At 40.5% G+C, this 22723-nt stretch carries 17 protein-coding genes; 11 read left to right on the top strand and 6 right to left on the bottom strand.

Features of this window, described 5'->3' with window-relative positions; translation table 11 throughout:
* Positions 1-16 precede the first annotated feature (16 nt).
* The 4 genes from ATE92_RS04365 (at position 17) to ATE92_RS04350 (ending at position 4838) form a co-directional block, all read left to right on the top strand.
* The gene (locus ATE92_RS04365; protein WP_100802540.1) at positions 17-1156 is read left to right on the top strand and encodes a methionine aminotransferase; all 1140 of its coding nucleotides are present in this window, start codon (positions 17-19) and stop codon (positions 1154-1156) included.
* A gap of 148 nt (positions 1157-1304) precedes the next feature.
* Positions 1305-3548 carry a catalase/peroxidase HPI gene (gene katG, locus ATE92_RS04360; RefSeq protein ID WP_100802539.1) on the top strand — a complete coding sequence of 748 codons (2244 nt, stop codon included), beginning with the start codon at positions 1305-1307 and terminating at the stop codon, positions 3546-3548.
* Positions 3549-3593: 45 nt separating this feature from the next.
* Entirely contained in the window at positions 3594-4058 is a 465-nt protein-coding gene (locus ATE92_RS04355) for an ankyrin repeat domain-containing protein (protein WP_100802538.1), read from the top strand.
* Positions 4059-4838, top strand: a complete 780-nt coding sequence (locus tag ATE92_RS04350) for a nitrilase family protein (RefSeq protein ID WP_100802537.1) — start codon at positions 4059-4061, stop codon at positions 4836-4838.
* On the opposite strand, the gene ATE92_RS04345 is transcribed toward ATE92_RS04350, so the two are convergent.
* Both ATE92_RS04345 and ATE92_RS04340 read right to left on the bottom strand, forming a co-directional pair.
* Positions 4825-6429, bottom strand: coding sequence for an Ig-like domain-containing protein (locus tag ATE92_RS04345; protein ID WP_100802536.1), 1605 nt, complete (start codon positions 6427-6429; stop codon positions 4825-4827). The genes ATE92_RS04350 and ATE92_RS04345 overlap by 14 nt on opposite strands.
* A gap of 36 nt (positions 6430-6465) precedes the next feature.
* The gene (locus ATE92_RS04340) at positions 6466-6996 is read right to left on the bottom strand and encodes a ComF family protein (RefSeq protein ID WP_232729109.1); all 531 of its coding nucleotides are present in this window, start codon (positions 6994-6996) and stop codon (positions 6466-6468) included.
* 232 nt (positions 6997-7228) lie between these two features.
* On the opposite strand from ATE92_RS04340, the gene ATE92_RS04335 reads away from it, so the two are divergent.
* Together ATE92_RS04335 and ATE92_RS04330 are read left to right on the top strand one after the other, a co-directional pair.
* On the top strand, positions 7229-8110 hold the full coding sequence (locus ATE92_RS04335; RefSeq protein WP_100802534.1) for a hypothetical protein: 882 nt from the start codon (positions 7229-7231) through the stop codon (positions 8108-8110).
* Positions 8111-8175: 65 nt separating this feature from the next.
* Positions 8176-9714, top strand: coding sequence for a glycine--tRNA ligase (locus ATE92_RS04330; protein ID WP_100802533.1), 1539 nt, complete (start codon positions 8176-8178; stop codon positions 9712-9714).
* A 22-nt stretch (positions 9715-9736) separates the two neighbouring features.
* On the opposite strand, the gene ATE92_RS04325 is transcribed toward ATE92_RS04330, so the two are convergent.
* Entirely contained in the window at positions 9737-10114 is a 378-nt protein-coding gene (locus tag ATE92_RS04325; RefSeq protein WP_100802532.1) for a hypothetical protein, read from the bottom strand.
* 252 nt (positions 10115-10366) lie between these two features.
* Here ATE92_RS04325 and ATE92_RS04320 point away from each other — a divergent pair, with 252 nt between their 5' ends.
* Entirely contained in the window at positions 10367-12994 is a 2628-nt protein-coding gene (locus tag ATE92_RS04320) for a GEVED domain-containing protein (RefSeq protein WP_100802531.1), read from the top strand.
* Positions 12995-13051: 57 nt separating this feature from the next.
* On the opposite strand, the gene ATE92_RS04315 is transcribed toward ATE92_RS04320, so the two are convergent.
* The gene (locus ATE92_RS04315; RefSeq protein ID WP_100802530.1) at positions 13052-16468 is read right to left on the bottom strand and encodes a hypothetical protein; all 3417 of its coding nucleotides are present in this window, start codon (positions 16466-16468) and stop codon (positions 13052-13054) included.
* Between the two features lie 123 nt (positions 16469-16591).
* On the opposite strand from ATE92_RS04315, the gene ATE92_RS04310 reads away from it, so the two are divergent.
* From ATE92_RS04310 to ATE92_RS04295, 4 genes are all read left to right on the top strand, one after another.
* The gene (locus tag ATE92_RS04310) at positions 16592-17356 is read left to right on the top strand and encodes an exodeoxyribonuclease III (RefSeq protein ID WP_100802529.1); all 765 of its coding nucleotides are present in this window, start codon (positions 16592-16594) and stop codon (positions 17354-17356) included.
* Positions 17356-17727, top strand: coding sequence for a DUF2255 family protein (locus tag ATE92_RS04305; RefSeq protein ID WP_100802528.1), 372 nt, complete (start codon positions 17356-17358; stop codon positions 17725-17727). Before ATE92_RS04310 ends, ATE92_RS04305 begins: the two co-directional genes overlap by 1 nt.
* A 12-nt stretch (positions 17728-17739) precedes the next feature.
* Complete coding sequence (locus ATE92_RS04300) at positions 17740-18702, top strand: OmpA family protein (protein ID WP_369819665.1); 963 nt, start codon at positions 17740-17742, stop codon at positions 18700-18702.
* A gap of 136 nt (positions 18703-18838) precedes the next feature.
* Positions 18839-19870, top strand: a complete 1032-nt coding sequence (locus ATE92_RS04295; protein WP_100802527.1) for an NADP(H)-dependent aldo-keto reductase — start codon at positions 18839-18841, stop codon at positions 19868-19870.
* Positions 19871-19876: 6 nt separating this feature from the next.
* Here ATE92_RS04295 and ATE92_RS04290 read toward each other — a convergent pair whose 3' ends face one another.
* A complete protein-coding gene (locus tag ATE92_RS04290) occupies positions 19877-21241 on the bottom strand; it encodes an acyl-CoA dehydrogenase family protein (protein WP_100802526.1) in 1365 nt (454 codons plus the stop codon).
* Between the two features lie 90 nt (positions 21242-21331).
* Positions 21332-22693: a DNA repair protein RadA gene (radA, locus tag ATE92_RS04285; protein ID WP_100802525.1), complete on the bottom strand. Its 1362-nt coding sequence runs from the start codon at positions 22691-22693 to the stop codon at positions 21332-21334.
* Between the last annotated feature and the right edge of the window lie 30 nt (positions 22694-22723).

Below are 22723 nucleotides of genomic sequence, written 5' to 3'. Positions count from 1 at the left end.
TACTTAAGACCTCACCATGATTATTTCAAAACTTCCCGATGTTACCACCTCGATATTTACCATTATGAGTAAGATGGCGGCAGAGCATAATGCCATAAATCTCTCACAAGGTTTTCCCGATTTTGATAGTGATCCTCTGCTCATCGAATTGGTTTCGAAAGCTATGAAAGAGGGACATAACCAGTATGCACCCATGGCAGGAGATATGATGCTGCGGGAGGAAGTTTCAATAAAAGTGGCAACAGCTTATGGTAGGACCTACAATCCCGCTTCAGAAATTACAATAACAGCCGGAGCAACACAGGCTATTTTTACAGCAATAGCGGCTACCATTAAGATAGGTGATGAAGTCCTAATTTTCACCCCGGCCTACGATTGTTACCAACCGGCCATTCAACTTTTTGGAGGGATTACGATACCCGTTCAGCTTCAGGCACCCCTATTTGCCCCTAATTGGGAAGAAGTTGCACAAAAAATCACGACAAAGACAAAACTTATTATTGTCAATTCTCCACATAATCCCAGTGGGATGCTTTTCTCTGAAAATGATATGAAGCAGTTGGAACGCTTAGCCGTCAAGCACGATCTGTTGGTAATAAGTGATGAGGTATATGAGCATATTATTTTTGACGGAAACCTACATCAAAGTGCCGCCAGGTTTCCCGAACTGGCGAAGCGAAGTTTTATTACCGCTTCCTTCGGAAAAACATTTCATAATACAGGTTGGAAAATAGGATACTGTCTTGCACCCGAAGCGCTTTCAAGCGAATTTCGGAAGGTTCACCAATACAATGTTTTTTGTGTAAATCATCCTATTCAGAAAGCATTGGCAACCTATCTTGGCCATCCAGATAACTATCTGGGGCTGGCTTCTTTTTACCAGCAAAAACGGGATTATTTTCTTGATCTTTTAAAGGATACAAGATTTACAATGATTCCCTCGAGAGGAACTTATTTTCAGTTGTTGGATTTTTCAGGTATTTCTTCGGAAAGCGATATCGCATTTGCTGAACGTCTTACCAAAGAAAATAAAATAGCGACCATTCCCACTTCAGTATTCAACGAAAACAAGGAAGATTTTAAACAAATAAGAGTGTGTTTTGCGAAAACCGAAACAACCCTCAAAGCCGCTGCGGCTATTTTGCGCACCATCTAAATGACTGCTTAAATAATTTATTTATATAGTCGGAACTACGTACTATCAATTTTATCAATTCTTAAATTAAAACATACAATTTAAAGTATTAGGCTTTGCAGTTTGTTATTGGTAAATTTAGCCTTGTATAGATTAAAACAGTTACATTATGGATACTACAAAAAACAATGGCGAAGCCTGGGAAATTAACGAAGGTGGCGACATCACTAAATGCCCTTTTATGGGGGGGCCTCAAAATATCACTGCAGGAGGTGGTACATCGAATAGGGATTGGTGGCCCAACCAGTTAAAGCTTAACATTCTAAGACAACATTCTTCAAAATCGGATCCCATGAATAAGGGATTCAACTACGCAAAGGAGTTTAAAACACTTAACCTGAGTGCTGTTAAAAACGATTTATACCAATTAATGACCAAGTCGCAGGACTGGTGGCCGGCAGATTTTGGCCACTACGGCCCGTTTTTTATTCGAATGGCATGGCATAGCGCCGGCACCTATCGAATTGGAGACGGTCGTGGAGGTGCGGGCTCCGGAAGTCAGCGTTTCGCTCCTCTTAATAGCTGGCCGGACAATGGAAATCTCGACAAGGCACGTTTACTTTTATGGCCTATTAAAAAGAAATACGGAAAAAAACTTTCCTGGGCAGATTTAATGATTCTGGCAGGTAACTGTGCCTTAGAATCTATGGATTTTAAAACCTTCGGCTTTGCTGGTGGCAGGGAAGATGTTTGGGAACCCGAACAAGATATTTACTGGGGTAACGAGGCCGAGTGGCTTGGAGACAAGCGGTATGAAGGAGATCGCGATCTTGAAAATCCGTTGGCGGCTGTGCAAATGGGACTTATTTATGTAAATCCGGAAGGACCCAACGGAAACCCGGATCCCATCGCAGCGGCTCACGATATTAGAGAGACTTTTGGCCGTATGGCCATGAACGACGAAGAGACCGTTGCGCTTATTGCAGGAGGTCATACCTTTGGAAAAACACATGGGGCAGCCGATGCAGGAAAATATGTGGATAGAGAACCGGCCGCAGCCGGAATAGAACTGCAAAGTATGGGCTGGAAAAATTCGTTTGGCTCAGGAAAGGGAGGCGACACAATTACCAGCGGATTGGAAGGTACGTGGACAACCACACCCACAAAATGGAGTAATAATTTCTTCGAAAATCTATTCGGATTTGAATGGGAACTTACAAAAAGTCCGGCGGGAGCGCATCAATGGAAACCGAAGAACGGAGCAGGTGCAGGAATTGTTCCCGACGCACATGATCCTTCAAAGAGTCATACTCCCATCATGCTTACAACCGATCTTTCGTTACGGGAAGACCCGGCATACGCAAAGATTTCAAAACGGTTTTATGAAAATCCGAAGGAATTCGCCGATGCTTTTTCACGTGCATGGTACAAATTGACTCATCGTGACATGGGGCCCATTTCTCGATATCTTGGACCGGAAGTTCCTGCAGAAGAGCTTATCTGGCAGGATCCGATTCCAAAAGTAACTCATGCACTTATCGACAATCAGGATGTTGCAACTTTAAAGAAAGCGCTACTTTCTTCGGGACTTACAATTTCACAATTAGTAACCACTGCATGGGCTTCGGCATCTACATATCGAGATTCCGACATGCGTGGAGGGGCCAATGGAGCACGAATTCGTTTGGCACCACAAAAATATTGGGAAGTAAATAATCCTTCAGAGTTATCAAAAGTTTTGGAGACTCTTGAAAAAATTCAAAAGGAATTCAATCAAAATCAATCCGGAAATAAGCAAGTTTCTCTGGCCGATATCATTGTATTAGGCGGATGTGCGGCTGTAGAAAAGGCGGCCAGAAATGCCGGTCAGAATGTAACAGTTCCATTCAATCCCGGGCGTACAGATGCATCACAGGAACAAACCGATGTAGAATCGTTCGGATATTTGGAACCTGTTGCCGACGGATTTAGAAACTATGTAAAAAAGGGACAAAAGACTGCTGCCGAAGAAATGTTAGTAGACAAGGCGCAATTAATGACACTTACAGTCCCCGAAATGACAGTGCTTGTAGGAGGTATGCGAGTTCTAAGCACAAATTGTGACGGCTCTAATTGTGGAGTATTTACAAAGGACAAGGACACTTTGAACAACGCTTTTTTCGTGAATCTTATAGATATGGGAGCTACATGGAAAGCAACTTCAGACGACCAGTATCATTTTGAAGGCACCGATCGGGTAACAGGAGAACTTAAATGGAAGGGAACCCGAGTGGATTTAATTTTCGGGTCCAACTCGGAGTTAAGAGCGCTTGCCGAAGTGTATGCCTGCGACGATGCTAAGGTACAGTTTGTGAATGATTTTGTTGCTGCATGGGCGAAAGTAATGGATTTGGATCGTTTCGATTTGAAATAAAAGCGAAAGCGAGGGTTTCAGAATTTATAAACTTTAAAATACAGAATGCTACTTTTTGATGCTATAAGATCAAACGACTTAGAAACGGTAACGTCATTGCTATCGCAACAGCCCGATTTGGTAAAAGAAAAGGATATGCGAGGGTCTACGCCGCTGCTATTGTCGACCTATTATGGCTATGGCGATATTACCGAAGAAATTCTGAAACACCCTCAGGACATCGACGCCAAAGATGCATCGGGTAATACTGCTCTCATGGGGGTTTGTTTTAAAGGGTTTCTTTCCATTGTACAATTGCTTATCGACAAAGGCGCCAATGTAAACAGCACCAATTACAACGGTGCAACAGCACTAATTTTCGCTGCTACTTTTGCAAAAAAGGATATTGTAAATGTATTACTGAAGCACGGAGCCGATCCAAAAATAAAGGATGACAAAGGGAATACGGCATTAATGCACGCCCAAATGCAGGGAACAAAAGAAATTATTCAAATTCTGGAAAATCAATAAATGAAAGAGAAACTTTCAGTTACGAGTATTCAAAGTCATTTGCACTGGGAAAACCCCGTAGCGAATCGGAAACTATTTTCAGAAAAATTCAATTCAATTTCAGAAAAAACCGACCTGATCGTGCTTCCCGAAATGTTTACCACAGGTTTTTCGATGCATGCCGAGCGACTTTCAGAAGAAACCAACGGACCAACAGTTCAATGGATGATTGCTGAAGCTAAAAAACACAATACAGCCATAACGGGAAGTCTTATTATTTCTGAAGCGGGAAATTATTACAATCGGTTGTTTTTTGTTTTCCCCGACAGCTCTTTTACTTCCTACGACAAACGCCACACATTTACGTTGGCAGGTGAAGATAAAGTCTATTCTGCGGGAGTTGAAAAATGTATTATTAACTATAAAGGATTTAAAATTTGCCCTTTAATTTGTTATGATCTTCGGTTTCCGGTTTGGGCGCGTAACACCGAAGCATACGATGTCTTGTTGTATGTTGCAAATTGGCCTGTAAAACGGATTGTTGCCTGGGATACCTTGCTAAAAGCCCGTGCCATTGAGAACATGAGTTATTGCATTGGAGTAAATCGAGTGGGATTGGACGGTAACGGTCATGAATATGTGGGGCACTCGGCGGTGTACGATGTGTTGGGAGCACAAATCTCAACGCCGGACTTCGAAAAGGAATTTGTAGAAACGGTTATTCTGGAAAAGGAACATATTCTATCCAATCGTGAACATCTTCAGTTTTTAAACGACCGCGATACGTTTAGTCTAACTTAAAAGTTTCGTTTAGACTCCAATTGGCCAGCATTTCTATTTTTGCGGGATAATAAACAATCTTTTCGGGTTGTAAACGTCTTAAAAAATTACCGGTATCCCAGATTCCGTTGTTGTTTGCGTCAAAAACAACCCGAATATAGTAGGTTCCGGGGGAAACATAATCGAAATACGCCTTGTTTGTCGCTGCCACTCGTTTTTCGGCAACAATTTTAAACTTACTATCTACTAATTGAACCAGTAAGGCTTCAGATTTTGATGTACTTAATGTAAGTGAAATGGTTCCGTAATCTGAAGTTGTTTTGGTTCTCACTCCATAGTTTAAAGTGTCGTTTTGCTTTTCATAGAAATCGGTTATCGCCCCCGGAAGCAATTGTACTTTATAGGTTTGTTCTTCTTTTTTCGGAAAAAAGATTTCAACAATATTGTAGTTGAAGTTTAGCTTGGCTGTCGCCGGAATTGCCACTGTATCTTTATCGGTGACTTTAATTTTTTCAGAATCGATAGCAATCAAGGGAGTGTTTGAGCCTAATTTTAGAGTATCCCGAAGCACTAATGTCCCGGAGCTAAGCGACTTAACCGATAATGAATCTTTGTACAGATTTCGCATCCGAACATTTAAGGTGTCGGTACTTTTAGGATGTCTCACAACAAACGCTAAAGAATCATTTTCGACCGTGGGTTTAAACCAATAATGAAGCGTATCACTTTTACTATCTCGATATGTTTTCCCCGAAAAACCTTCCGGCACATTAGACAGTAGTTCAATGTCCAATGCTTCCGGGTCGCCTTCAAATCCGAATACAATATGGTTTTTTGAAGTATGTTTAGGTCTGCCAATTTTGTAATCGGGAGTCTCATTGAATAATGAAACAGTATAGGTGCTGTCGGTTGGTAAGGTGATTAGCTCGTTTACAAAGCCAATTTTATCGGTTTTAGGTTGAAATGTATAATCGTTTGATTGTTCTTTCAGCGCTACCAATAAATACTTTCCTTCCTTTAAATTGGTGAGCTCGAAAGTGCTGGTACTATCTCTGGTGGTAGTGATGTACATAGGTTTTTCAGAAAAAATTAAGGAATCCTTAAACGCCTCATTTACCTCGTACAGCATGACAGTTGTTGGAGTTTCAGGGCGTAATAGCAGGGCGTCATTCAGCTTTCCGGAAAGTTTTAAACTATCAATATAGCTACCCGTGGAGAACACGTATTTAAAATAGTCGTACGCATTTTCTTCATTGTTATCGACAATACTTTGCCCAAAATTGATTGAATAGGTTGTATTTGGAAGCAGTGTGTCGAGTATTTTAATTTTGATAAACTTTGAAGTGCTCAGCGGGGTTATTACAGGAGGATACTTTAAGGGAGGTGATATAATAAGATGTGTCTGCAGATTTTTCAGCTTAATATATTCATCGAAATAGATTCTAATTTCAGTGTCGGTAAAGTTAATGCTGAAATTTTCGGGAACGCTTTTTACGATTACAGGAGGAATCGAATCTTTTTTTCCGCCGGTTGGAGTCCCTTTTTTGGCACAATCCACAAAGGATAACAAGAACAATACAGCGATTGGAATATATAATAAGCGGTGTTTCACGAAGTTGAAATTACGGAATCACAAAAATAGGGTTTTTTATGCGATGGCAATAGTGGCGAGGCTCAATTTCGCATTTGTGTTTTGAAGTAATTGAAGCGCACAATTTTCCAGTGTAGCACCGGTTGTCACAATGTCGTCGACCAACAGGATATGTTTATTGGTCACAGCTTCGGGTTTTTGAACCGTAAATATTGCTTCAGCTTCAAATCGTGTAAGTCGCTGTTTAAAAACCTGTGAGTTTGTTTTGGAGATTTTCAGTAAAATATCTTCCCGAAAAGGGACGTTAAGTGCGGCTGCAATTTCCTTTCCAAAACCACTCACTTGATTGTAGCCTCTCTGCTTCAGTTTTTGTTTATGCAGCGGAACCGGGAGTACCAAATCTATAGATTGATATGCAGTAATTTCGGCTAATTCGGCACCCAGCCATTTCCCGAAGAACGAACTTATATCCTTTTGTCCTTTGTACTTTAAATTGTGTAAAATTTCCTGTGTCATTCCTTTTTTTTGAAATTGAAGCACAGCTGTGGCCATTTCGACCTCAACCCGACCATAAAAAATATTTTTCATGGCCGGGTTGTTATTTCGGTGATGGCAAATTAGCGGAAGCCGGTGTACACAGGACATACAGAGTGTTTTTTCGGCTTTTAACAGCACGTTTTTACAACTCGGACAAACCTTTGGAAACAAGATATTTAACATAATTTAATATAATTTTCCATTTTTTACCATTTTGTAAACGTTTCGGTGTGATATCTCGCAGTACTTTAGCAGTCTAAATCTATTATAACATAAAACTATTATGAGTACAGAGAATAACAGTACAAAATTTAAAGTATTAATTGGAGTACTTTCTGCATTGTTAATCGCATTAGCCGTGTATACCGTAACACTATATAATGATAGTAAAAATACGGTAACCGGTCTTGAGAAACAAAAAGTAGAAATCCAAGACGAACTGGAAGAACTTATTGCTAATTACGATGAGATCATTCAAGACAACGAATTAAAGGACAAAGATTTGTTGGCAGCACGCGAGCGAATTGAACTTTTATTGGATTCGGTTAAAGGAATGGAAGCTAACATTGGTTTAATTGAGCGCTACAAGGTTGAGGTTGGAAGACTAAAAGCTGAGCGTAAATTATTGTTTAAAAGAGCCGATAGTTTAATAGCTGCTAACCAAATGCTTGCTATTGAGCGTGACAGCACCAATGTGGTTTTAACCAATACTATTAAGGTAGTAGATTCGGTAAATCAGAAAAACGTTGCTATGGCAGAAACCATTAAAAAAGGATCTATTGTGAATGCAATCGATCTTCGTGGTGAAGCTGTGATTGTAAGAAGCAGCGGTAAAGTTGTAGACACAAGACGTTCCAGTCGTGCAGACAAGGTTAGATCTTGTTTTACATTGACTCCTAATCCTATTGCTGAAAAAGGAGACAGAACTCTTTATATTCAGGTAATTAATCCTAAGAATAATTTATTGGGTGAAAAAGGACGGCTTCAGCTAGAAGACAAGGTGCTTAACTATAGTGCTACAACTAAAGTCTTCTACGAAAATGAAGAACTGGACGTATGTGTATTGGTTGATGCCAAAGAAGAAGACCTAATTGAAGGTAGATATATTATCAATGTATTCGACGGTGGAAAGCAAGTTGCTACTACGACGATGGAGTTGAAATAAAAAAAATGATTTAAAAAAGTGAAACCGCTGTGATGTTATCGTAGCGGTTTTTTTATTTTTGCGCCATGGCAAACAACGAAGATCATTTTAAGAAGGTTATCTCCCATTCAAAAGAGTATGGATATATCTTTGCATCCAGCGAAATTTACGACGGACTTAGCGCCGTGTACGATTATGCTCAAAACGGAGTAGAATTAAAAAAGAACATACGCGAGTATTGGTGGCGCAGCATGGTGTATATGCATCAGAATATTGTGGGTATCGATGCCGCTATTTTAATGCATCCAACTACGTGGAAGGCTTCCGGTCACGTCGATGCGTTTAATGACCCCTTAATTGATAATAAGGATTCTAAAAAGAGATATCGCGCCGATGTCTTAATTGAAGACTATGCCGAAAAACTAAACCAGAAAGCTGAAAAAGAAATTGAGAAGGCAAAAAAACGATTTGGCGATAGTTTTGATGAAGCACAGTTTGTTGCAACCAACGAACGCGTAATTAGATACAAAACCGAACAAAAGACGATTCTGGAACGTATGGCACGTTCTCTCGAATCTGAAAATTTAGCCGATGTAAAGGCGCTTATTGAAGAATTGGAGATTGCCGATCCGGACACAGGAAGCAAAAATTGGACCGATGTACGACAATTCAATCTAATGTTTGGCACCAAACTGGGAGCTTCGGCAGATAGTGCAATGGACCTGTATTTACGTCCTGAAACAGCCCAGGGAATATTTGTAAATTTTCTGAATGTTCAAAAAAGTGGACGTATGAAAATTCCCTTCGGAATTGCACAAACAGGAAAGGCTTTCCGAAATGAAATTGTCGCGAGACAGTTTATCTTCCGGATGCGAGAGTTCGAGCAAATGGAAATGCAGTTTTTTGTCCGTCCCGGAGATGAAATGAAATGGTACGAATACTGGAAGGAAACCCGCCTCAATTGGCATCTTTCCTTAGGAATGGGTGCAGAAAATTATCGTTTTCACGATCACGAGAAATTGGCGCATTACGCCAATGCCGCGGCCGATATAGAGTTTAATTTTCCCTTCGGATTTAAGGAATTGGAAGGAATTCATTCCCGAACCGATTTCGATTTAAAGGCACACGAAGAATTCAGTGGAAAGAAATTACAATTTTTCGATCCCGAGCTCAACAAAAACTACACTCCCTATGTGGTGGAAACTTCCATTGGTCTTGACAGAATGTTTCTTGCTGTATTGAGTCATTCGTTGGTGGAAGAAACATTAGAGGATGGAAGCTCACGGATTGTCCTTAAAATTCCTTCTATTTTGGCACCTGTTAAAGCAGCGGTTTTACCCCTGGTAAAGAAAGATGGCTTGCCGGAAATAGCGCAATCCATTATCGACGAACTACAATGGGATTACAATGTGAGTTATGATGAAAAAGATGCAGTTGGCCGAAGATATCGCAGACAAGATGCTGCAGGAACGCCTTTCTGTATTACCGTAGACCATCAAACTAAGGATGATAATACGGTAACGATTAGGTACAGAGATACCATGGAGCAGGAACGTATCGCAATTTCTGAAATTTCAGAAAAAATACAGGAGAGTATTTCGTTTAAAGCCTGGCTTCAAAAATAAAACAGTAAAAAAAGAGCGGAATTTATTCCGCTCTCTTTCGTATATCCTGAATGCTTACAGGATTTGCTTTTTCACAACGATTCATCATTCGAAGTCCGTTATAGATAACCCAAACTTTCATGCCATTGGATTTATAGGTTTCCTCAAGATTAATAGGATCCAATAGGGCATTGTTATCTTCTACCATTTGTAGGGTATAAGGACAATCTCCTTCAACAGCAGATGCTACTATAGTGGCTCTTTTAAACCCGGCATCCAGCATTTTTTGAGACTCCTTGCTTAATTCACTTGCCGAAGGCGTATTAGATAATGTACTGTCATTGGTATTCGTCTTTGTAGAAGAACAATAAGAAAAAATTGCCAATGAAACAATTGCTACTGAGGTTTTAAAAAATGTCATAATGATTTTATTAGTGTTAGATAATGTTAAAATACAAATAATGTGCCGTTTACGATACAGCTTCACCTGATTTATTTTTATCTGCTTCAAAACGGGGCTAATTACTCTATAAATTTTGTAGGAATTTATCGTGATAGCCAACTGATTTTCAAACGTGTAATTTCTAATTTTAATGAGAAATTTTCTTGTTATTTGAAGAATTGGTAGTATTTTTAATGACTTAATTTAATATTATAACCAAAAACTATTTCCATGAAATTAATTTACACATTTCTTTCGCTGTTGTTCCTAGTTAGTTTAGGAATGAGCGCGCAACAAGAATTAACAGCAAATGTCGAAACAAAGGCAAACTATGTTGGAACAGTTACCTCCATGGTACACGTACCATCCATTGCTTCGAGAATGAACGAAATTACGCCTGCACCTAATAATAACTTTACTGAGGCGAGAGACCGAAGATCCTTGGGAAATAAAACAATTATTGGTAAAGACAAGCAAACTCAGGATGACTATTTTGTAAGAAATAGACATGAAATGGAACAGAGCTTTAGAACAATGCCACCACTTCTGGTTTTTGATGCATATTCGTCGAACTCTCAACCTACAGATCCTGATTTGGCAATTGGTCCAAACCACGTATTTGTAGTGTTTAATACCGGGTTTACTATTTACGATAAATCTGGGAATGTAATGCTTGGACAAACGGCTCCTAATCCTGCTATTTTTCCTTCAGGGGGATGTTGTGATTTAACTGTATCGTATGACAGTGCTGCTAACAGATGGGTAGTTTCCTTCCTGGGCGCTGGAGCTCAAATTGCAGTTTCTGATGGACCGGATCCTATTAACGACGGTTGGTATGTATATAACATTGGTTCTATCAACGATTATCAAAAATTATCGGTTTGGAGTGATGGTTATTACTTAACAGATAATACAGGTTCTGCGAACAAAGTATGGGCAATGGAAAGAGCTCAAATGCTTGTTGGTAATCCTGCAGCTCAAATTCTAGGTTTCAACCTACCCGGAATTGTTACCAGTGGATTTTACAGCCCTCAGGTATTAAATGTAAGTGATGATACAATGCCTGCGGCAGGTGGAGCTACCATTGTGTATCTTCAAGATGATGCTTGGGGTGGTGTTGCTACAGATCACGTTAAAGTATGGAAATTGGATGTAAACTGGGTTACTCCCGGTAGTTCTACAATTTCAGCAGCTACTCAAATTCCAACAACTCCGTTTATCTCGGTATTTGATGGAGGTAGCTTTTCAAACCTAACTCAGCCGGGTGGTGGAGTTGCAATTGATGCGCTTCAAGCCACTATAATGAATCAAGCTCAATTTAGAAAGTTTGGTACGCATAACTCAGCAGTATTCAATTTTGTAGTTGATACTGACGCTACTGCCGGTGAATTGGCAGGAGTTCGTTGGTTCGAGTTTCGTCAACCAGGTGACAACCTACCTTGGACATTATTTCAGGAAGGAACTTATACTGCTCCCGATGGTAGACATGCATGGCATGCAAGTTTAATTATGGACGGAGTAGGTAATATTGGGATGGGATACTCTTCTATGTCCGGACCAACGACACCATCTACAGTACGAGTTAGTTCTTACTATACAGGAAGATTTGCAACAGATCCTATTAATACTATGACGGTAATAGAAGAGGTAATTGCAAATGGTAATGCCAATATCCCTGGATTAAGATATGGTGACTACAGTAAAATCGATATCGATCCGGCCGACGACCAAACTTTTTGGTTTATCAATGAATATATGAACAGTGGAAGAAAAGGAGTAGTTGGAAGCTTTCAACTTGCGCCTAATACCGCAGTTGATGATATTGGGGTAACTTCCATTGACGATCCGGATACAGGAATATTAGGTGCTGCTGAAGATATTGTAATTTCTATAAGAAACTTCGGAATCAACGGTATTACCAATCCGGCAGTACAATATCAAATTGATGGTGGAACTCCTGTGGTAGAAAACTACAGCGGAACTATCGCGCCGGGAGTAACTGTACAGTACACCTTTGCAACGACAGCAGATTTGTCTGCACCGGGAACCTATGTTATCGATGCCAGAACAAATTTGGCAGGTGATACAAACCCGGCGAATGACCCTGCATCTAAGACAGTGATGAATGGACTGGTATATTGCCAGCCACCAAGTGACTGTACATTTGGAGATGGTATCACTAAGTTTGTGTTGGAAACCATTACTAATGATCCTATTCCTTGTGGAACAGGTTACGATGATTTCACCTCCATGAGTACTACTTTAGAGGATGGAGTTACTTATACATTGACTGTGCAAACCGGTTACGATACTGTTGACGAATTAGCTACTATGTGGATTGATTTCAACAACAATGGTACTTTCGAAGCAAGTGAGCGCTTATTTACCGACGAGGTAATCAACCCCGATGGAGTAGATGTAAATATCAACTTTACGATTCCTTCTGGAGCTATTTCCGGTGACAGAAGACTTAGAATTCGTGCGGGAGATACAAGTTTCGCAGGTGATCTTAACAATCCTTGTGACTCCATGCAGTATGGAACAACTCACGATTATACCGTAACTATCGATGGAGTATTATCTGTTGAAGATGTGGCTATTTCTGAGGCTGACCTTGTTGTAACTTCGTTACCGAATAATCAGTTTGATATTAAATTAACCACCAGTTTCGACGGTGTTGCTTCTATTGGAATTTATAACTTGTTAGGACAAACTCTTGCCTTTAACAATTTAGAAAAAGAAGGAAACAGCTATAACTATCAGTTAGATATGTCGTATGCCGCTTCAGGTGTTTATTTAGTTAAAATTGGTAACAGAGCTACCAATACATTTAAAACTGCAAAAATTATTGTAAAATAGTTTTTCTGAAATAATTTTGAAAAAAGGTTCTCAAGTAATTGAGGACCTTTTTTTTTACTAGAAAAACGCCCGAAGTTGTATGCTTCCCGTGTGTATGGTTTGTGTGTTTTTACTCTTCCTTCCGAAGTAAGAAAGATTGGCATCCAAATATTTGGTAATTCTTTTCTGAAGTAACAAATTCCAGGTAAAATTCGTACCCGGTTGTAATCCCTCGAGCATTTGATATGCCACCGGAGAGAAAGAACTACCCACGAAAGTATTATCGATGTAGTTAAACTCTCCATGTAAGGAGATTTTCTGAACATTGCTGTAGGCAAAGGAAAAGCCTATTCTCTGTTGATCCAATTGTTCCATTTCTCCCAAAGTATTGTCTTCGTGTAGAAAGCCGTAAAACACATCGAAGCGGGTTTGCGAATTTAAGAGATATGAAAGTTTAGGCTCCGCCTCATAACTCTCTAAATTATAATTACGTGCTGCAAAATTTTCCGAAAGACTTTCGTTCGTCCCTAGAGCACCTTTAAGATTAATAAGCCAACTTTCCCAAAACTTATGATTGAAATTACCCTGATGACTTTTCAATTCATTTTTTTGTAATCCCAAAGACAACAAATTATCACTGGACGTAGAAATATAGGTGTAGCTGGTTGTATATTTTTGCTTCCCTCGGTTAAAAAACAATGCATTTCTGAAATTCAATACCAATCCCAGCTGGTCTTCTCCGCCATCTTCAAATGGATTTATATTAAATGCATCGTTCTTACGCCTAACCTTTCGGTCCAGAACATAGGATGTCTGATTGTAAAAATGAGACAGAAACTTTTTAAATCCTGCGGCATTCTCCCAGGTTTTTGGGTTTATTGTCACAATCTGACTGAATTTATTCTCCCTTATTTTTAGAAACACCTGATTGGGCAATAGAATACGAACGTACTCGGCTTCGTCCTGAAACTGGGCAATTTCAAATTCTTCCAAAGCCTGAATCCCATCATTGTCATAATCAATCCAAGTGAAAATACCCTCTCCGGGTTCCACCTTTACATAGGTAAACTCTTGCTGCGGAATAACTCCATTATTTGTTGAAACGGCAGTAGTAAAGCTAATGCCGCCTTTTAAGACACTCTGATTGTACAATATCCTGGAATTTAGCGACTTTTCATCCTCGTCTGTTCCATCCTCATCTTTTAGAACACGATAGTTTGCAAAAAGCGAAAGTTGTGCGTTCTCACTGTTCACAAGGCGTGATTTTAGAAAATAGGTATTCGAACTATTCACTTTTTGAAGTAATGTATTTCGCACGCTGTCGTTGGTTTGAAATCGATACCCTACTTCTACAAATACCTTAGTACTGTCCCCAATTCCGGTAAAAGCTTCATAGGCATTGTACTTCTGACTAACAGGAATTAAACTATCGTCGCGTACTGCACGCACCTTATTGTCTTCCAAACTCACTTTAGCGCCTACCCAGGATTTTTTCATCCCGTACACAGCTGTGTTGTGTATTCTGAAAAATTTCGAATCTAACGAATCTCCGGTTCCTTTCAAATAACTGCCATTGGTAAAAAGTCTCAATTTTCCGAATGTCAAATTGGAAGCAACAACATGTCTCGAACCACTGTAATTTTCAGAATAATCTAATTTCTGAAATTCATAGCGTCCGCCACCGGTTTTGGGATGAGAAACCTCTACCCCCCAAACTACAAAGCTTTGATCCCCCTTAGGATTCACTAGATTCCAGTCCCGACCAAACTCTACATTGTATACCCGTTCCACATTTCTGAAGTCTTTATTTAGGTAATCCATTGAAGCAAAACCATCTACTTTTAGAGTATCTGAAGTAGTAACTAAGGTTTGTCTCGCGGTAAGTCTTCCTGCAAATCCGTCGTTATTGCCATCATCGAGGTTCGAGAATAAGTTGAGATCTCGTTTACTTCCTGCAACCTCAAAATTTATATCGGTTTTTTCGGTGGGATGAAATCCTCCTGTTGCTCCGCCAATTTGCAATTTTGTAGGTGCCGTCAATTGAATGATGGGCTCGTAATTACCTTGAGGGATTCCATTTATGGGAGGGACATATTCAAAAATACGGCTGATGGCATTGTTGTCACTTATTACGTAATTTCCCACGCCATCTCCAACCAGAGAAAACCGAACATTGAACAATTCGTCTTCAGGGTTGTTTGAAAAAACAAAGGCTGTAACTCCGAAAATTGTTTCTTTTTTGTAGAGAATTTTATTTTCTGAATAGGTGTCCGGCACCGCCGAAGGGGCGGTCATAAAATCTCTGTTATCTCCTGCAGCCTGTAAAATTGCGACCTGTTCTTCCGATAAATTTTGCTGCAGCGGCTGATTTTTAGCATCACTTTCAGAATACATATACACCCCCAAATCGAATTTTTCGGTACTATATCCGCCACCTCCATAACCTATAAATCGGGTGTAATTTCTATCGGTATATTGGTATTCCACCGAAATTCTCATGTTCGCAGTGATAGGATAAGTAGGATTAAATTTGAGTTCCCCGGCGTTGTAGTCTATTACATAATCTTCGTTTTCCCCACGATTCAGCAATAAACCATTTACGTAAACACGCTCACTTCCTGAAACTATTAGGATAAAAAGTTCACCGTTGGGACCAACCAATTTATAGGGCCCTTGATTGCCTTCTTGCCCCGTAAATTTACTTTCGGCAAAAACACCTCTTACCAATGCTCCTGCTGCAAAGGCATTTGTTTTGGCTCCGTTTTCATGATTAAAAGTCCCTCCCAGGGAAATTCCCTGTACTTTTTTATTGAAGCGTCCAAAGTAACTATCCGTATTTTGTAAATCGACGTCTCCCGCACGAATGTTCCAGTTATCGCCGTAGAGTTCTATAAAAATCTGATCGAATTCATCCAGACTCTGCGAATATCCGCCTTCCTGTGTGGGAATATTTGCATCCTGTATTGAAGCGCGCAGCGAAACCTTGTCGCTTAATTTTCCTGTGATTTGTAAATCGAGCGCCGAATTTACCACGGCATTCTGGTTGTTACCTATGGTGACTCCTCTCGAAATGCTTCCAACGGTATGCAAACCATCGAAGGGGACATATTCCCGTTGCCCCGAACTTTCCTCAAGCGCATACAATTTTTCTATGGCTCCGGTATTTTCGACAATAATTTTCGGATCCAATCCGTAGTAGTCTTTTGTCAAGAAGTTGGGGTATCGAAGGTATTCTATGGTAATGGAGTCCTGTGATTGTGCTATTTTTTCTGAAAAAATGACCAGTGCTTTTTTAAAATCAACTGTATAGCCCAAGGAGTCAATGGGGACGCCGGCTGAGTCTAAAATTTGAAACCTCGAAGCATTGATACTAACACTATCCACGACAATGGTATCGCTAACAGCAACTCTTTTACTTCGGTAGTTGGAAGAAAGATCTTGTCCAAAGCAAAGACCGGCCACAAAAAGCAAGAAAATGGAAAGATAGATCTTCATTAGGTATACAACTTAACACAGCGCTGTTTATTTTGTTGATTGTTTTTTAAAATCTTTTTGGCGATGTTCCCTGTAAAAATACAATGTTATTTAATTTAGTAGCGCTTAAAGAAAACTGCTTTTATGAAGATTATCTCTTACAACGTAAATGGCATTCGTGCCGCAATGAATAAAGGGTTTGTGGCATGGCTTCAAGCCGCGAATCCCGACGTAATTTGTATACAGGAAACCAAAGCTATGGTCGATCAAGTGGATGTTTCACAAATTGAAGATGCAGGATATCCCTATCATTATTGGTTTTCAGCACAAAAAAAAGGCTACAGTGGAGTTGCAATTTTTTCAAAAACGAAGCCCAATCATATAGAATACGGGACAGGAATTCCTTCTATGGACTTCGAAGGCCGTAATATTAGGGTAGATTTCGATAACATTTCGATAATGAGTTTGTACTTACCCAGTGGAACCAATATTGCGCGTTTGGATCACAAATTGGACTATATGGCGCAATTTCAAAAGTACATAGACAATCTAAAAATTAAAATTCCCAACCTGGTGATTTGCGGCGATTACAATATTTGTCACGAGGCAATCGACATACACGATCCCGTTCGCAACGCGACGGTTTCCGGGTTTTTGCCTGTGGAGCGTGCATGGATTGGGAGTTTTATGAACAGCGGATTTATAGATTCCTTCCGTCATTTTAATAAGGATCCGCATCATTATACCTGGTGGAGTTACAGAGCAAATTCCAGAGCAAATAACAAAGGTTGGCGTATCGATTATAATATGGTGGCGCTTCCGTTACAAGAAAACCTGAAACGAGCCGTTATATTACCCGATGCCATGCACAGTGATCATTGTCCGTTGCTGGTAGAATTTGAATTTTAATGGGGTTTCCTACCGAGTTCTATAACCATTTAAAAGAGCATAATTATACCGAAATAAAAGGTGGTATAACCCGTACTACCTTTCTCGAAATTTGGGTGGTTGCGGTAGAAGGACGTGTTTTTGCCAGAAGTTGGAACAAGAGTGAACGCAGCTGGTATACCGCATTTTTAGAAACAGGAACTGGTCAATTAAAATATGGAGACACTATTATTGATGTGATTGGTGAAAAAATAGGACCGGGTTTAGAAATACATAAAAAGATAAACAAAACGTATCGTGACCGATATACAGAAAAAGAAAATATATATTATGCAGACGGGATATCCCAACCCGAATACGAAGATTACACCATGGAATTTTTTATCAAATAAAACAAACCTACTATGAAATTGATGTTTCAGAAAATTGCCTTCGGAATTGCACTTGCAAGTCTCTTAACTTCTTGTGTTTCCTCAAAAATTTACGACGATTTAAAAAGTAAATACGATGTACTTAAAGCCGAAAACGAAGCGTTAATGGCACAATTGGATGGTTCTGAAGGGAATGGCGATAAATTTACGGTAGCCAACCTTAGGGAAGAAATCGAAAAATTAAATGCTGAAAAAAGCCGTTTGGCGATGGAACTGGCAGCGGCCGAAAGTAACTATACACGTCTGAAAGATTCTTACGACGCTCTGGAGGCGAATAGTTCTTCGGCGCTGACTGAAAACTTGGAACTGAATAGAAAACTCTTAACTCAGTTGGAAGCCAAAGAAAAAGCATTGGCTCTTGAGAACGAACGTCTTGAAAAGCTGAAAAGAGATTTGGTATCGAGGTCGCAAAGAGTAGAAGAACTGGAAGGAATAATTGCTTCCAAAGATGCTAAAATGAAAGCTTTAAAAGACGCGATTTCCGCAGCACTCACCAATTTTGAAGGCAATGGGCTAACCGTAGAACAACGCGATGGCAAGGTATATGTTTCTATGGAAAATAAATTGTTATTCGATAGTGGAAGCTGGGCAGTAAATACGAGGGGGAGAGAAGCTGTTGTCGCTTTGGGAAGTGTACTCGCTCAAAACAAAGAAATTGCAGTACTTATAGAAGGACATACAGACAACGTTCCCTATGGCGGTAGCGGAAATATTTCCGATAACTGGGATCTTTCCACAAAACGGGCTACTGCCATTGTTTCTATTTTAACTGAAAATCAGGGAATCCCAAAAGACAATCTTACTGCCGCCGGTCGGGGAGAATTTGCACCAATTGCACCCAACAGTACAGCCGAAGGAAAGGCAAAAAACCGAAGAATTGAAGTCATTCTCACCCCAAAACTGGACGAGATTTCAAAATTATTAAACGAATTATAATTTATTACGATACTCATCCTTATGAAATCCTAGACATTCGCTCCCCATTTTAAAGGGGGCTGCCGAAAGGCTGAGGGGTTGTCTTTATTAAAGGCACAAGTTTAAATAGACAACTACATAAGCTTAAAAGCAATTTATGAAATACACACAATTACCCAATACCACCCTTGAAGTTAGTAAGATATGCCTCGGCACCATGACCTGGGGACAGCAAAATTCTGAAGCCGAAGGACATGCACAGTTGGATCTCGCACTCGAAAAAGGAATTAATTTTGTAGATACCGCCGAGATGTATTCGGTTCCCGGAAATCCGAAGACACAGGGCAGCACAGAGCGTATTATTGGAAGCTGGCTTGCAAAAACCGGAAATAGAGACAAGATAATTTTAACCTCAAAAATTACGGGACCCAATCGCTTTTTTGAGCATATTCGCAAAAATCTCGACTTCAGTAAGGAGGCGCTGACCGATGCTATTCATAAAAGTTTAGAACGTCTACAAACCGATTACCTGGATCTGTATCAATTACATTGGCCGGAAAGAGGGGTGAACATTTTTGGTACTAGGGAGTACAAACACAATGGAAAATGGGAAGATAATATTGCTGAAGTTATTGACAGGCTGGAAGATTTTGTAAGGCAAGGAAAGATTCGACATATTGGTTTGTCCAACGAAACCCCATGGGGTGTGATGCGGTATATGGAAGAGGCTCGAAAGGGTAAAACCAAAATGATTTCCGTACAGAATTCGTATAATCTCTTAAACAGAAGAGATGAAGCAGGTCTTTCAGAAGTATTGCTAAGAGAAAACATAGGCTATTTACCTTATTCTCCGCTGGCTTTCGGGCAATTGTCCGGAAAGTATCTCAACGGTGCAAAACCTGAAAATGCACGGGTTACGTTATTCCCAAACTATTCAAGATACCAGGGAAAGGCTTCTTTTGAAGCAACATCAAAATACTACGAGATAGCCAAAAAACACAACCTTAGTCTACCTCAGATGGCGTTGGCCTTTGTAAGACAGCAACCGTTTGTGACTTCAACCATTATTGGAGCCACTACTTTAGATCAACTTTCAGAGAATATTGAAAGTGTACACGTGACCCTTTCCGAAGAAATTTTAAAGGAGATCAATGCGGTTCATAGTGAAATTCCAAATCCGGCACCGTAAGAAATCCTAATTTACAAAAGCACTGTATCCGGTAATTGCCCTGCCAACAATGAGAGAGTTGATTTCCTTGGTGCCTTCATAACTGTAAATAGCTTCGGCATCGGCAACAAATCTGGCGACATCATATTCCAGTAGAATCCCGTTTCCTCCCATGACTTCACGAGCTCTACTCACAACATCGCGGGTGCGCATACTGCAAAACACCTTGGCGAGAGACGCGTGCTCATCAGTTAACAAATCGGCATCCTGTAATTCGGAGAGCCGGAAACACATGGTTTGCATGGCCGTGAGATTGGCAACCATTTCGACCAAATGATTCTGAATAAGCTGAAAACTCGCAATGGGTCGCCCAAACTGCTCTCTTTTCTTGGTGTATTTTAAGGCGCTTTCGTATGCACCTCTTGCACATCCTACAGCCTGCCAGGCAACCGCTGCACGAGTCATTTTAAGGACTTTGGCAGTGTCTTTAAAACTGTCGCATTTTTGAAGGCGATCACTTTCGGGCACTTTGCAATCTTCCATTGTGATCAGGGCATTTTGCACGGTTCGCAACGCCATTTTGTTTTCCATTTTTTCGGCTTTGAAACCGGGATTTCCTTTGCGAACCAAAAAGCCTTTTACATTGTTGCTCTCTTCATCTCGTGCCCAAATTACAGTCACATCACTAAAAGTTGCGTTTCCAATCCATTTTTTTTGTCCGTTGAGCACCCAGCTATCTCCTTCTTTTCTACAGGTGGTTCCCAAACCACCTGCTACGCCGGACCCCACTTCGGGTTCGGTGAGACCGAAAGCTCCAATAACCTCCATGCGCTGCATTTTTGGGAGCCATTCTTGTTTTTGTTCTTCACTTCCGCAGAGGTAGATCGAACCCATTGCTAAACCGCTATGCACCCCGAAAAAGGTAGAAATGGATACGTCAACTCTGGCTAGTTCCATTGCCATGATGCCTTCCATTAAAAAGGTTTCGTTGGGACATCCATACCCCTCGTAGGCCATACCACAAATATTGAGCTCGGCCATTTTAGGAATAATATGATGGGGGAATTCGGCTTTATTCCAATATTCGTTGGCGATGGGTTTTATTTCATCCTCCATAAAATTCCGCACCTTTAACTGAATTTCACGTTGATGGGGAGTAAGTTTCAGACTTAAATCGTAAAAATCGCCATCTATTGGAGGGAGTTTGTGTTGCCCTTTTTTCGCTTTGCTATTCAACATTTTCATCAGGCCTTGCAGCTGACGATCATCCAACTCGTTTAATGACGCCATCACTTTAGGAAGGTCTATTTTTTCTGAAATTTTACCCAGAGCATCAAGATCTACACTTCGCAATAATGAAATAGTTTGTTTTACTTTTTTGAATATGGACATGGTTAGAAGTTTAGCAGTACTTAAAGATACTTGCTCAATCTCTATTTGAAGCCCAAAGAAGTGTTAAATGGAGTGTTTGGGGTAAGACACCTAACCAAACAGGTGATGTACAATGTCGTGCACTTTGGCAACTTTTACGATGCCGATGCTGTAATCTTTTCGTTCAACTTTACTGTATTTCGAAATCACAATTGTGGTGAAACCCAGCTTTTCTGCTTCCAGAATTCGTTGATCGATGCGTGGGACCGGACGCACTTCTCCCGCCAATCCAATTTCGGCTGCGAAACACATGGTCTTATCGATGGCAACATCTATGTTCGAAGACAATACGGCTGCTACCACTGCCAAATCGATGGCCGGGTCGTCTACTGTGATACCTCCTGTTATATTCAGGAAAACATCTTTGGCTCCCAGTTTAAATCCGGCGCGTTTTTCCAAAACTGCCAGAATCATATTGAGGCGTTTTGCATTGTAACCTGTTGCGCTGCGTTGTGGGGTACCGTACACTGCCGAACTAACCAGCGCCTGAATTTCGATCATCAGCGGGCGCATTCCTTCCAGTGTTGCTGAAATGGCGGTGCCGCTTAGTTCTTCTTCGTTTTTTGAAATTAATATTTCGGAAGGGTTGGAAACTTCGCGCAATCCGCTGCCTTGCATTTCGTAAATTCCTAATTCATTGGTACTGCCAAATCTATTTTTGTTTGCCCGAAGTATTCGATATATATGATTGCGATCGCCTTCAAACTGAAGCACGGTATCGACCATATGCTCGAGCACTTTAGGTCCGGCAATGTTTCCGTCCTTGGTAATATGACCAATTAGAATTACCGGCGTTGCCGTTTCTTTGGCAAATTTGATGAGTTCGGTTGTGGTTTCGCGAATTTGCGAAATACTTCCAGCGCTGCTTTCAATAACATCGGTATGCAGTGTTTGAATGGAATCGATAACGACAATGTCGGGTTCTATTTCTTCAATTTGCCTGAATATATGTTGCGTATTCGTTTCGGTTAAAATATAACAATTGGAAGCATCGGGATAAATACGTTCTGCTCGCATTTTAATTTGTTGCGCACTTTCTTCGCCCGAGACATACAGGGTTTTATAGGGTAACTGCAACGCAATTTGAAGCATGAGTGTGCTTTTGCCAATGCCCGGTTCCCCTCCCAATAGGGTAAGAGATCCGGGAACCAATCCGCCACCCAAAACTCTGTTAAGTTCATTGTTTTGGGTATGCAATCGCGCTTCAGATTGACCCGATATTTCGGAGATTTTTTGTGGTTTTGAGACGCGTCGGGTAGAGGAGGTATCCGATTTCCAGGCTACTTTTTCAGCTTTTTGAATAACTTCTTCCGCAATGGTATTCCATTCCTTACAAGAGGTACATTGCCCTTGCCATTTTGCAAATTGTGCCCCGCAATTCTGACAGAAAAAAGTGGTCTTCGTTTTAGCCATAATAGGAAAGCTAAAATAGTTATATTTACG

This window comes from Ulvibacter sp. MAR_2010_11, from assembly GCF_002813135.1.
Classification (GTDB): domain Bacteria; phylum Bacteroidota; class Bacteroidia; order Flavobacteriales; family Flavobacteriaceae; genus Altibacter.
Note: the sequence above shows the minus strand (reverse complement) of the source record. Positions and strands in the feature narration are given on the sequence as shown.

Bases quoted from the DNA above. Each gene is read 5' to 3' on its own strand.
- ATE92_RS04365 (WP_100802540.1), top strand. From the start codon at position 17: ATGATTATTTCAAAACTTCCCGATGTTACCACCTCGATATTTACCATT.
- katG (WP_100802539.1), top strand. From the start codon at position 1,305: ATGGATACTACAAAAAACAATGGCGAAGCCTGGGAAATTAACGAAGGT.
- ATE92_RS04355 (WP_100802538.1), top strand. From the start codon at position 3,594: ATGCTACTTTTTGATGCTATAAGATCAAACGACTTAGAAACGGTAACG.
- ATE92_RS04350 (WP_100802537.1), top strand. From the start codon at position 4,059: ATGAAAGAGAAACTTTCAGTTACGAGTATTCAAAGTCATTTGCACTGG.
- ATE92_RS04340 (WP_232729109.1), bottom strand. From the start codon at position 6,996: ATGAAAAATATTTTTTATGGTCGGGTTGAGGTCGAAATGGCCACAGCT.
- ATE92_RS04335 (WP_100802534.1), top strand. From the start codon at position 7,229: ATGAGTACAGAGAATAACAGTACAAAATTTAAAGTATTAATTGGAGTA.
- ATE92_RS04330 (WP_100802533.1), top strand. From the start codon at position 8,176: ATGGCAAACAACGAAGATCATTTTAAGAAGGTTATCTCCCATTCAAAA.
- ATE92_RS04325 (WP_100802532.1), bottom strand. From the start codon at position 10,114: ATGACATTTTTTAAAACCTCAGTAGCAATTGTTTCATTGGCAATTTTT.
- ATE92_RS04320 (WP_100802531.1), top strand. From the start codon at position 10,367: ATGAAATTAATTTACACATTTCTTTCGCTGTTGTTCCTAGTTAGTTTA.
- ATE92_RS04315 (WP_100802530.1), bottom strand. From the start codon at position 16,468: ATGAAGATCTATCTTTCCATTTTCTTGCTTTTTGTGGCCGGTCTTTGC.
- ATE92_RS04310 (WP_100802529.1), top strand. From the start codon at position 16,592: ATGAAGATTATCTCTTACAACGTAAATGGCATTCGTGCCGCAATGAAT.
- ATE92_RS04305 (WP_100802528.1), top strand. From the start codon at position 17,356: ATGGGGTTTCCTACCGAGTTCTATAACCATTTAAAAGAGCATAATTAT.
- ATE92_RS04300 (WP_369819665.1), top strand. From the start codon at position 17,740: ATGAAATTGATGTTTCAGAAAATTGCCTTCGGAATTGCACTTGCAAGT.
- ATE92_RS04295 (WP_100802527.1), top strand. From the start codon at position 18,839: ATGAAATACACACAATTACCCAATACCACCCTTGAAGTTAGTAAGATA.
- ATE92_RS04290 (WP_100802526.1), bottom strand. From the start codon at position 21,241: ATGTCCATATTCAAAAAAGTAAAACAAACTATTTCATTATTGCGAAGT.
- radA (WP_100802525.1), bottom strand. From the start codon at position 22,693: ATGGCTAAAACGAAGACCACTTTTTTCTGTCAGAATTGCGGGGCACAA.